The organism is Novosphingobium bradum (assembly GCF_042646485.1).
Lineage (GTDB): Bacteria > Pseudomonadota > Alphaproteobacteria > Sphingomonadales > Sphingomonadaceae > Novosphingobium > Novosphingobium bradum.
Map to the genome: position 1 here is coordinate 531,793 of NZ_JBHRTQ010000007.1, position 11,532 is coordinate 543,324.

General features: G+C 71.0%; 9 protein-coding genes. 1 reads left to right on the plus strand and 8 read right to left on the minus strand.

The window, feature by feature from the left end:
* Positions 1–15: 15 nt before the first annotated feature.
* Positions 16–2,277 carry a ComEC/Rec2 family competence protein gene (locus ACFOD9_RS08425; RefSeq protein ID WP_379509642.1) on the plus strand — a complete coding sequence of 754 codons (2,262 nt, stop codon included), beginning with the start codon at positions 16–18 and terminating at the stop codon, positions 2,275–2,277.
* 183 nt (positions 2,278–2,460) lie between these two features.
* On the opposite strand, the gene lexA is transcribed toward ACFOD9_RS08425, so the two are convergent.
* The 8 genes from lexA to ACFOD9_RS08465 all read right to left on the minus strand — a co-directional run bounded on the left by lexA (position 2,461) and on the right by ACFOD9_RS08465 (position 11,335).
* Entirely contained in the window at positions 2,461–3,156 is a 696-nt protein-coding gene (gene lexA / locus ACFOD9_RS08430; RefSeq protein ID WP_379509643.1) for a transcriptional repressor LexA, read from the minus strand.
* Between the two features lie 109 nt (positions 3,157–3,265).
* Positions 3,266–4,468: a molybdopterin molybdotransferase MoeA gene (locus tag ACFOD9_RS08435; protein ID WP_379509644.1), complete on the minus strand. Its 1,203-nt coding sequence runs from the start codon at positions 4,466–4,468 to the stop codon at positions 3,266–3,268.
* Positions 4,468–4,962, minus strand: a complete 495-nt coding sequence (gene moaC, locus ACFOD9_RS08440; RefSeq protein WP_379509645.1) for a cyclic pyranopterin monophosphate synthase MoaC — start codon at positions 4,960–4,962, stop codon at positions 4,468–4,470. Before moaC ends, ACFOD9_RS08435 begins: the two co-directional genes overlap by 1 nt.
* Before the next feature lie 185 nt (positions 4,963–5,147).
* Positions 5,148–5,936 (minus strand): indole-3-glycerol phosphate synthase TrpC, encoded by a 789-nt coding sequence (gene trpC, locus ACFOD9_RS08445; RefSeq protein WP_379509646.1) that lies wholly within the window; start codon positions 5,934–5,936, stop codon positions 5,148–5,150.
* A 314-nt stretch (positions 5,937–6,250) separates the two neighbouring features.
* Complete coding sequence (gene trpD, locus ACFOD9_RS08450; protein ID WP_379509647.1) at positions 6,251–7,246, minus strand: anthranilate phosphoribosyltransferase; 996 nt, start codon at positions 7,244–7,246, stop codon at positions 6,251–6,253.
* Between the two features lie 8 nt (positions 7,247–7,254).
* The gene (locus ACFOD9_RS08455) at positions 7,255–7,854 is read right to left on the minus strand and encodes an anthranilate synthase component II (protein ID WP_379509648.1); all 600 of its coding nucleotides are present in this window, start codon (positions 7,852–7,854) and stop codon (positions 7,255–7,257) included.
* A 9-nt stretch (positions 7,855–7,863) separates the two neighbouring features.
* On the minus strand, positions 7,864–9,390 hold the full coding sequence (locus ACFOD9_RS08460) for an anthranilate synthase component I family protein (RefSeq protein ID WP_379509649.1): 1,527 nt from the start codon (positions 9,388–9,390) through the stop codon (positions 7,864–7,866).
* 10 nt (positions 9,391–9,400) lie between these two features.
* Positions 9,401–11,335 (minus strand): peptidylprolyl isomerase, encoded by a 1,935-nt coding sequence (locus ACFOD9_RS08465; protein WP_379509650.1) that lies wholly within the window; start codon positions 11,333–11,335, stop codon positions 9,401–9,403.
* Between the last annotated feature and the right edge of the window lie 197 nt (positions 11,336–11,532).

An 11,532-nucleotide genomic window follows, 5' to 3' on the forward strand; every position in this document is an offset into this window, starting at 1 on the left:
CGCAGCCGCGCGACCTTGTCCAGCACGCTGGAGCGCGCGGAACATTTTCTGGCAACCGCGGGCTTCGATCGGGCGCCATGGCTGGCGGTGGGCTTCGGCGGCGGGATCGCCGCCTGGTTCGCCCTGCCGCACGCCTGGCAATGGCTGGCGCTGGTCGCGGCCTGTGCCGTTCTCGCCGGGGCGGTGCTCATCGTGCTGCACCGCGATGGCCGCTTGCCCTACCTGCGCCAGGCCGTGGCGGCGCTGGCGCTGGCCGTGGCCGCCGGCTGCGGCACGGTGTGGACCAAGTCTGCCCTTGTCGGCACTCCCGGGCTCGATCGACCGCTGGCCGCGACCGTCGCCGGCATGGTCCTCTCGCGCGAGGAGCAACCCGCCGATGGCCGCACCCGCCTGGTCCTGGCGATGCGCGCGCCGGGCGGCCCGGGCGAGGCCGGGCTCCCGGCCGACCGGGTGGTGCGCGTGCGCCTCAACGTGCCGGCCCGGTTCGACGATCCGGCGGCCAGCGAAGGCGCCATGGTGCGGCTCAAGGGCCGGCTGATACCGCCGGCCCCGCCGATGCTGCCTGGCAGCTATGATTTTGCCCGAGCGGCCTGGTTCACCGGCCTCGCCGCGACCGGCACGGCCACCGGGCCAGTGCAGGTGATCACACCGGCGCCCGGCCAGCACCTGCTCCCGCAGATGCGGCGCGGCCTGTCCCGCCATATCCACCTGCAGTTGGCCGGCTCGCCTGGCGGCATCGCGGCGGCCTTCGCCAGCGGCGATCGCGGCGCCATTGCCGAGGCGGACGAAGCGGCCATGCGCGATTCGGGCCTTACCCACCTGCTTTCGGTCAGCGGGCTTCATGTCAGCGCGGTGATCGGCGCTACCTACCTCATTGTCCTGCGACTGCTTGCCCTGTGGCCGTGGGTGGCGCTGCGCCTGCGGCTGCCGCTGGTGGCCGCAGGCGCGGCGGCGCTGGCAGGGATCGGCTATACCGTGCTGACAGGCGCGGAAGTGCCGACCGTGCGGAGCGTCGCGGGCGCCCTGCTGGTGCTGGTGGCCGTGGCCCTGGGCCGCGAACCGCTGTCGCTGCGGCTGCTTGCCGCGGCCGGCTTCGCGGTGATGCTGGCCTGGCCCGAAGCCGTGGTCGGCCCCAGTTTCCAGCTCAGTTTCGCAGCCGTGCTGACCATCGTCGCGCTGCACCAGGCCGGGTGGATGCGCCACTTCGCCGCCCGGCGCGAGGAGCCGTGGTGGCTGGCCGGCGCGCGCCACCTTGCTGTAATCCTGCTGACCGGCGTGGCCATCGAACTGGCCCTGCTGCCGATCGGGCTTTACCATTTCCACCGGGCCGGCGTGTATGGCGCGCTCGCCAATGTCATCGCCATTCCGCTGACGACCTTCGTCACCATGCCGCTGATCGCCCTGGCGCTGGTCATGGATCTGGGCGGGGCGGGGTGGCCGGCGTGGTGGGCGGTTGGCCAATCGCTCGAACTGCTTCTGGCGCTGGCCCGGATCGTCGCCGCGCAGCCCGGCGCGGTCACCACCCTGCCGGCGATGGGCGGGGCCAGCTATGCCCTGTTCCTCGCCGGCGGCCTGTGGCTGGCCTTGTGGAGCGGGCGAGCGCGGCTGCTGGGCCTGGTTCCGGTGGCGGCCGGCACGGCCTGGCTTGCCATGCTCAGCCCGCCCGACGTGCTGGTCTCGGGCGATGGCCACCATGTCGGCTTCGCGCGCCTGGTGCCGGGCAAGCTGGTGGTCCTGCGCGAGACCCGCAGCGATTTCGCCCGCGAAAAGCTGGCTGAACTGGCCGGCATGGATGGTGACGTGGTGCCGCTCGAAACCTGGCCCGGCGCCCGCTGCAACGCCGATTTCTGCGCCCTGACTATCGCGCGCGGCGGGCGAAGCTGGCGGCTCCTGCTGGCCCGGGGAAGCGCCCCGGTCCCCATGCGCGATCTCGCCGCTGCCTGCGAGCGGGCCGATATCGTGGTGGCCGACCGCTGGCTGCCAAGGTCTTGCCGCCCGGCCGTGCTCAAGCTCGATCGCGCGATGCTGGCGCAAAGCGGCGGCGTGGCGCTTGATCTCGACCATGGCCGGATGACCACCGTTGCCGCCAGCCAGGGCGACCACGGCTGGTGGCGCCCGCCGCCGGCCCGCCCCGCGTGGAACCGACCAGGCCCATCGCAACCCGAAGGCCCGGCCACCACCCCGGCCACTGCCCAGTCCGCCGCTCAGGCCACCGCCCCGGCCACCGCACAGGCCCAAGCCGCCGGAACCGCGTCGCCCCGCCAGCCCGCGCCATAGCCGCGCTACCCGGGCCGTAACCGCGCAACCCGCGCCGCTCGATCACAGCGCCCGCCATTCAACCTTGGCCGGCCCCGGGCGCCGTTCAGCGTCCGGCCGGTTCAGGCTTCGGCTTCGCCTGCGACGGCTGCATCCAGCCATCCGCGGGCGAATGGACGTGCCGTGGCCGCGCTGGCCGCAAGGTCAGTGATAGCGGCGCAGCAGGCCGGCCAGTTTGCCCTGGACCTGGACTTCGCCCGGCCCGTAATATTGCGGGTCGTAGGCGGAATTGGCCGGATCGAGGCGGACCTGGCCCTTTTCGCGGAACAGGTATTTCAGGGTGGCTTCCTCCCCCCGGACGAGGGCGACGACGATCTCGCCATCGCGGGCACTGTCGGTCCGGCGGATCAGGGCATAGTCGCCATCGAGGATGCCGGCCTCGACCATCGAATCGCCCGATACTTCAAGGGCATAGTGTTCGCCCGGGCCGAGCAGGGCGGCGGGAACGGGCAAGGTGGCAGTGGTTTCCAGCGCCTCGATCGGGACGCCGGCGGCGATCCGCCCGTGCAGCGGGAGTTCGATCACGTCGTTCGCCGGTTCGGGCCGGGCTGCCGGAGCGGGCTTGGCGAGAGCGGCCTGCACCGGGGCGGGCGGCGCCTTGGGGGCGGTGATCCGGGCGCTGACATCATCGGGCTGGCGCAGCACTTCCAGCGCGCGGGCACGGTTGGGCAGGCGGCGGATGAAGCCGCGTTCCTCCAGCGCGGAAATCAGGCGGTGAACGCCCGACTTCGACTTGAGATCGAGCGCTTCCTTCATTTCCTCGAACGAGGGGGAAACGCCGGTTTCCTCAAGCCGCTCCTGGATGAACCGGATCAGTTCATGCTGCTTGCGAGTCAGCATTGCCTTATCACTCCCGCGGCGATGATGCCGATATCAGGCCGAAAAGGAGCCTGCATCAGCATCATTCAGTGAACGAACGCGGAACAAGTAAGCAACTTTGGCGGGGCCGTCAAGCAAGTCCGCCATTTTCGAGCAGATAGGCCAGGACCGTTTCGCCGGCCGGCGCCGGGGCTGCGCCGGCGGGGCGGTCGATCAGCACCTGGGCCGCGGCGAGGGCGCCCAGCGCGCCGCTGTCCTGGGTGCGGACGGGGGAAAGGCAGCCCTCGGCGTCGATCGCGGCGCGCACCAGTTCGCGGCGGTCGCCCACGGGCGGGAGATCGGCGGCGAGGGTGAAGGGCAGGGCGCGCGCCAGCGGCTGCGCCGCGCCGAGCAGGGCGCGCAGGAGGGGCAAGAGGAACAGGTAGGCGGTCACCATCGAGGAGACCGGATTGCCGGGCAGGCCGACCGCCAGCAGCGCCCCGCGCCGCGCGACCATCAGCGGCTTGCCCGGGCGGATCGCAACTTTCCAGAAATCAAGCTCGGCCCCCCAGTTCGCCAGTGCCGGGCGGACCAGATCGTGATCGCCAACCGAGGCGCCGCCGGTGGTTACCACCACGTCGCAATCCTCCGCCTGGGCGAGGGCCGCGGTGAGATCCTCCAGCCGGTCGGCAACGGGGCCGATGCGGCGGACCTCGCAGGGGATGGCGGCGACCAGCGCGGCGATCATCGCGCCGTTGCTGGCCGGGACCTGGTGGGGGGCGCAGCTTTCGGGATCGGCGGCGAGTTCGTCGCCGCTGTCGATCACGGCGATGCGCGGCGGGCGACGCACGGCGAGGTGCTTGTGGCCGGCGGCGAGCGCGAGGGCGATCTGGGCCGGGCCGATCCGGGTGCCGGCGGGGAGGAGTTCATCGTCGCGGGCAAAATCGGAGCCGCAGCGGCGCACGTGGCGCTGGGCCTCAGCCGGGCCGGGAGCGATAAGGCGCAGGGTCTGGCCGTCGCGCGCGGTGTTTTCCTGGATGATCACCGTGTCGCAGCCGGCGGGGAGCAGGGCGCCGGTGGAGATGCGGACCGCTTCGCCGGGGGCGGGCTGGCCGGGGAAGGGATGGCCGGCGGCGCTTTCGCCGATCACCTGCCACGGGCCGGCAAGGTCGGTTCCGGCCACGGCATAGCCATCCATCGCCGAGGCATGGGCGGCGGGCTGGGCGCGGCGGGCGCGCAGCGGTTCGGCAAGGTAGCGGCCCAGGGCGCCGGGGACATCGACCCGCTCGACCGGCAGAGGCGCGGCAAGGGCGAGGAGGCGGCGCTGGGCTTCGTCGAGCGGGAGGAGGGCCATCAGCGGGCCGGCCCCGGGCCATGGGCCGGCGCGGTCCAGTCGCCCGACTTGCCGCCGCTCTTGGCGAGGAGGCGGACCTCCTCGATGACCATGGCCTTGTCGATTGCCTTGGCCATGTCGTAAATTGTCAGGAGTGCAACGCAAGTGGCTGTCATCGCTTCCATTTCAACGCCGGTCCGGCCGGTCAGCCGGGCGCTGGCCGTGGCGCGCAGGGCGCCGGGCTCGACCGCGAAATTCAGGGTGACCGAGGTCAGCGCGAGGGGGTGGCAGAGCGGGATCAGCTCGGCGGTTTTCTTGGCGGCCATGATTCCGGCGATGCGGGCGGCGGCAAGGACATCGCCCTTGGGTACTTCGCCATCGCGGATCGCGGAGAGGGCCGCGGGCGACATCCGGATGCGGCCGGTGGCCACGGCTTCGCGGATGGTTTCGGCCTTGCCGCCGACATCGACCATGCGGGCCTTGCCGGATTCGTCGAGGTGGGTGAGCTTGTTCATGGGTGGGGCCGGTTTCCTGACGAAGTTGACGAAGTTGACAGGGTTCTGGCGGGAAAAATCGGCCCTGTCGCGTGCCTCGGTGATTGGGCCGGCATTGAGGCCGGCGGGCGGGCAGCAGCGAACGGAGCACAAGCGGGGTCCATGGCTTGATTGTGCCAGACCGGAGCCCTGCAGGACAGGCGCTTTCAGCCGTGCAGCAGCGCCCGGGTGGCCGCTTCGACATCGGCCTGGCGCATCAGGCTTTCGCCGACGAGGAAGCAGCGCACCCCGGCCTTGTCCAGCCGGACGAGATCGGCGTGGGTGTTGATCCCGCTTTCGCCAACCAGCAGGGCGCCTTCAGGGGCCAGCGGGGCGAGGCGTTCGGTGATTGCCAGATCGGTGACGAAGCGCTTGAGATCGCGGTTGTTCATGCCGATCAGCCGCGACTTCAGGGCATGGGCGCGGGCCATTTCGGCCTCGTTGTGGACTTCCACCAGCACGTCCATCCCGCGTTCGCGCGCGGCGGCCTCGATTTCCTGCATCTGCGCGTCGGACAGGGCGGCGACGATAATCAGGATGGCATCGGCGCCGATGGCGCGGGCCTCGGCGCACTGCCAGGGATCGACCATGAAATCCTTGCGGATCACCGGCAGGGTGCAGGCGGCGCGGGCCTGCACCAGATAGTCCTCATGCCCCTGGAAGAAGGGCGCATCGGTGAGCACCGAGAGGCAGGTGGCGCCGCCGGCCTGATAGGCGCGGGCATGGGCGGGCGGATCAAAGTCCTGCCGGATCAATCCCTTGGAGGGCGAAGCTTTCTTGATTTCCGCGATCAGGGCATAGCTTGAAGCGGAAGCGCGGCGCAGGGCCGCCTCGAAGCCGCGCGGGGGGCTTTGCTGGGTGGCGGCGGCATCGCAATCGGCCAGCGAGCGCAGCGGCTTGCGGCGGGCGACTTCGGCGGCGGTGGCGGCGCAGATTTCGGCGAGCTTGTCGGTCATGGCCGGACGCCATGCCTCTGGCGGGGCACGGGTGCAAGAGATTGGTTCGCGCGGCGGCGGCAGTGGAAGGGATCGGGTTCGCGCGAAGGCGCAAAGGTGCGAAGAAGAAGAAGGTGCGCGCGACGGCGCAGAGGCGCGGAGATGGCTACTGCGAAGCCGCGCTCTCCCTTCCACGCGGATTATACGGCGGCTTGATGAAACGGCCGCTACGCGGCAGCTTCGCGCGGCCCCTCCGCGTCTTTGCGCCTTTGCGCGAACCACCCTTGGTTCCGCCCGGTGTCTCGACTTCGCTCGACACGAACGGGGCAGGGTTTCTATTTGAGCGCGGCTATCCAGCAGTCGAGCAGGGTGTTGGCGAGACCCTTGTCGATGGTTTCGGCGGCTTCTTCCACGCCGGCGTGCCAATCGGCCGCTTCGCCGGCGACGCGCAGGGCGGCGGCGGCGTTGAACAGGACGGCGTCGCGGTAGGGGCCGGGCTGGCCCTTGAGCAGGGCGCGCAGGGCGGCCGCGTTGTGGGCCGGATCGCCGCCACGGATCGCTTCGACCGGCGCCTGCATCAGCCCTGCATCGGCGCTGCAAACGCGGTGCATGACGACATCGCCGCTGGTCACCTCGGCCAGTTCGTTGCCGCCCGCGAGGCTCAGTTCGTCAAGCCCTTCGTCGCCCGAGACGACATAGCTTTTCTCGGTACCGAGGCGGCTGATCGCTTCGGCATAGATGGGCACATAGGCGGGCCGGGCGATGCCGACGAGCTGGCGGGTAACGCGCGCCGGGTTGGCGAGCGGGCCGAGCAGGTTGAAGATCGTGCGCCGGCCGATCGCCTTGCGGATCGGCATGATCCGCCCCATCGCCGGGTGGTGCAGCCCGGCATGGAGGAAGCAGATGCCGAGATCGGCGAGGGTCGCCTCGGCGCGTTCGGGCGCATGGGCGAGATCGAGGCCGAGGGCTTCGTAGGTATCGGCGGTGCCGGACAGGGAACTGGCGGCGCGGTTGCCGTGCTTGGCGACGGGCACGCCGCAGGCGGCGACGACGATGGCGACGGCGGTGGAGACGTTGAGCGTGTGGTGGCCATCGCCCCCGGTGCCGCAGACGTCGATGGCATTGGCCGGGGCCGTGATCGCGATCATCCGGGCGCGCATGGCGCGGGCGGCGCCGGTGATCTCGCTGGCGGTTTCGCCCCGGTCCGACAGGTCCACCAGGAAGCGGGCGATGTCTTCGTCGGCGAGCGCGCCGTCGAGCATCTGGCCGAACAGGTATTCGGCCTCGTCCTCCGCCAGGGGGTGGGCGGTGATCGGGGGCAGCGCGGTCATGCCCCCGGTCATGGCAGGGTGTGGTCCGCCACTTCGGCCGGGGTGAGGCCGCACAGCCTGAGGAAGTTGGCCAGCATGGCGTGGCCGTGCTGGGTGGCGATGGATTCGGGGTGGAACTGGACGCCGTGGATCGGGAGCGACCGGTGGCGGAAGCCCATGACGTGGCCATCATCCGAGCGGGCGTTGACTGCGAGGACTTGGGGCACCGGATCGACGATCAGCGAGTGATAGCGCGTGGCCGTGAAGGGCGAGGGGATCCCGGCGAAGACGCCGGTGCCATCGTGGGTGACGGGCGAGGTCTTGCCGTGCATCAGCCCGCCGCGCACCACCTTGCCGCCGAAATACTGGCCGATCGACTGGTGGCCGAGGCAGACGCCGAGTAGCGGCTTGCCGCTGTCCGCCGCCGCGCCGACCAGATCAAGGCTGATCCCGGCCTCGGTGGGGGTGCAGGGGCCGGGCGAGATGAGGAAGCCTTGCGCGCCGGTTTCCAGCGCCTGGGCGGCGGTGAGCGCATCGTTGCGGACGACCTCCACCTCCGCGCCCAGTTCCATCAGGTAATGGACCAGGTTCCAGGTGAAGCTGTCGTAATTGTCGAGGACGAGGATCATCTGCTGGCCTTATTGCCCGAAGCCGGGCTCGCTGGCCACCCGGACGGCTTCGCGGGCGGCGGCGAAGAGGGCGCCGGCCTTGTTTTCGCACTCGGCCTGTTCGCTTTCCGGCACCGAATCCGCGACGATGCCGGCGCCGGCCTGGACATGGAGCACGCCGTCCTTGAGAACGCCGGTGCGAAGGACGATGCAGCTGTCGACCGAGCCATCGGGCGCGAAGTAGCCGACGCCGCCGGCATAGGCGCCGCGGGTCTCGCCTTCCAGTTCGGCGATGATCTCGCAGGCGCGGACCTTGGGCGCGCCCGAGACGGTGCCGGCGGGGAAGCCGGCGAACAGGGCGTCGATCGCATCGTGGTGCGCGGTGTCGAGCTGGCCGACCACGTTGCTGACGATGTGCATGACGTGGCTGTAGCGCTCGATCGTGTAGCTTTCGGTGACCTTGACCGTGCCCTTGGCGGCGACCCGGCCGACATCGTTGCGGCCGAGGTCAAGCAGCATCAGGTGTTCGGCCCGTTCCTTGGGATCGGCCAGCAGGCTGGCTTCGTGCGCGGCGTCCTCTTCGGGCGTGGCGCCGCGCGGACGGGTGCCGGCGATGGGGCGGATCGTGACTTCGCCATCGCGCACGCGGACGAGGATTTCCGGGCTGGAGCCGATCAGGGCGAAGCCGGGCAGATCGAGGAAATAGAGGAAGGGCGAGGGATTGATGCGGCGCAGGGCGCGATAGAGCGCGCTGGCGGGCAGCGGGAAGGGCGCGGTGAAGCGCTGGGCCAGCACGACCTGGAAGATATCGCCGGCGGTGATGTAGTCCTGCGCGCGCAGCACCATCTCGCGGTAGCGCGCGGGATCGACCACCGGGGTGCGGGCCGGATCGGGCAGGTCGGCGAGGCGCGGCGCGGGCGGGATCGGCTGGGCGAGGCGGGCGAGGGCCGCATCGATCCGGTCGGCCGCGGCGCTGACAAGCGCCTGGGGCGCGCCGCCTTCGGGCCAGACCGGCGCGACGCACCACAGCGCATCGGACAGGCGGTCGAACACGAGGATCAGGGTGGGGCGCACGAACAGCATATCGGGCAGTTCGAGCGCGCTTTGGGGCGCGCGGGGCAGCTTTTCGACGAGGCCGATTGTCTCGTAGCCGAAATAGCCGACGAGGCAGGCCAGAGCCGGGGGCAGCTCGGCGGGCACGTCGATCCGGCAGGCCTGCACGAGGCCGCGCAGTTCGGCCAGGGCATCGCCGGGCAGCGGGGCGAAGGCCGCGCGGTCAGTCTGCCAGAGGCGGTTCAGCTCGCAGGCGTGGCCGGTGGCGCGGAACACCAGATCGGGGGCAAGGCCCAGCAGCGAATAGCGGCCGCGCACTTCGCCGCCCTGGACCGATTCCAGCAGGAAATCGCCGCGTCCGTCCTCGAACAGCTTAAGCGCCGCGCCAACCGGGGTCTCGGTATCGGCGATGAGCTTGCGCCAGACCAGCGCAGGCTGGCCAGCGGCAAGCTGGGCGAGGGCAGCAGCGGAATTTTCCGGGGCGTTGTCGGAAAGGTCGGTCATCGGACGGCGATCAGTTGCCCTCGCCGCCAAGCTGGCGGCGGACTGCGGCGATGCCGGCCGGGTTGCGCTTGGCGCCAACTTCCTCGCGCATGGCGACGCGCAGGCTCTCGGCATATTCGCGCCCCGTGACGCCCGACAGTTCGCGGGTGGCATCGGCCAGGACCGGGGCGACCGCGGCATCGGAGCCGGGGACGATCCTGGCCAGGCTCACCACGTACCAGCCCTGGCCCTGCGGCGCGGCGAGGATCTTGGCCGTGCCCTGGGCCATCGAGAACAGGAGGGCGAGCGGCGGCGGGGTGCCGCGGCCCTGCTGGGCCAGTTCCTGGCGGCTGATCTCGAGCTTCTGCGCCGGGGGCAGGCCGGGCTGGCCGAGCGCGCCGAGGGCGGCTTGCAGGTCGGTGCCCTTGCGAAGCGCGGCGAGCAGCTTCTCGGCGGCGGCCCTGGCGGCGGTGTTGCCCTGTTCGAGCTTGTAGTCGGCCACGACCTGGGCGCGGATCTCGGCGATCGGGGCGGCGGCCGAGGGGACGATCCGGGTCACGTCGAAGACCACGAAGGTCTTGCCGGGGACCACTTCGGCAAGCTGCGGCTGGCCTTCGTGCTCCATCGAGAAGGCGGTGGCGACGACGCGGGCGAGCTCGGCCGGGGCGGACTGGTTTGCGACGCCATAGACCTTGCCGTCGGCGGTCAGCGGGCCAGCTTCCTTGATCGGGAGGGCAAGCTCCTTCGTCACGTCGGCCAGCGAGCCGCCCTTGTCGAACTCGTCCTCGATCCTGGCCGAAAAGTCGGACAGGGCGGTGCGCTTCTTCTGGGCGGCGAGATCGGCGGTGATTTCGGCGCGGGCCTGGTCAAGCGTCTTGCCGGGGCGGGCGGCGATGGCATCGACCCGCACGACCATCCAGCCGAGCGGGCTGCGGACCGGGCCGACCAGCTTGCCCTGCTGGGCGGCGAAGGCGGCATCGGCCACGGCCGGGCTGGCCTGGGCGGCAAGCGCCGCGCGGCCGATCGGGCCGAGCGGGGCGACGGCGAGGCTGCGGGCAGCGGCGAGGGCTTCGAGGCTCTGGCCCGAGGCGACAGCGGCGCGGGCCTCGGCCTCGGAGGGGAGGACGAGCTGGGAGAGCCGGCGATCCTCGCTCGGGGCGTAGAGCGCCTTGTTGGCGTTGTAGCGGGCGGCGATCTCGGCCTCGGTGGGGGCCGGGACGTTGCGAATCGCGCTCTCGTCGAACACCGCGTAGCGGATCGTGCGGCGTTCGGGGCGGATATAGGCGCCCCGGTGCGCGGTGTAGAAGGCGGCGAGCTGGGCGGCGCTCGGCTCCTGGCTGGGTGCGAAGACGACCGCGGGCAGCAGGGCGATGGCGCCCGAGCGGCGGTCGGCCAGGAGTGCGGCGTAGCGGCGGACCACTTCGGTCGGCATCCGCGCGCCGAAAGCGCCGGGAACCAGCAACTGGCGGGCGACCAGGCCATCGGTGAGATCCTGGCGCACGGCCTTGTCGTTGAGGCCGCGCTGGGCGAGCAGCGCCTTGTAGGCGGCTTCGCTGAACTTGCCGTCCGGCCCCTGGAAGGCCGGGATCTTGGCGATCTCGCTATCGACCAGGCGTTCGCTGGGGATCACCCCGTGGCTGGCCCCGAACACCGAGATCGCCGCGCGGTCGATCAGCTGGGTGAGCGAATTCTCGATCCCGCCGCCCGCGACATAGGCCTTCATCGACAGGCGCGGGTTCTCCTGCTTGAGCTGTTCGAGGGCATTGGTGGCCGCGCTGGCCAGCTCGGCGGTGGAGAGCTTGCGGTTGCCCACCGTGGCCACCCGGTCACCCCCGGCGACGCCGCCGAACTGCTGGCTGCTGGAAATGTCGCCGGCGGCGAAGGACAGGCCGATCATCACCAGGAAGGCGATCGCGGCGACGATGCCGAGCTTGGAGTTCTTGAGCGAGCGGAGAGTCTTGAGCATGGAGCGGTCTGTCGCCTCGGCTGTGCAGGATGCGGGCGTGCGCGCTCGCGATTGGGGCGGCTTTAGGAGCCAATCGCCCGGTTCGCAACCGCATGGGCGCGACGCGGGCGGAGCGGCGGCAAATGCGCGGCGGGGCCGGGGCGAATCGGTCATTTGTCGCAAAACGACAAGTTTTCCGGACCCGACCGGGGAAAACG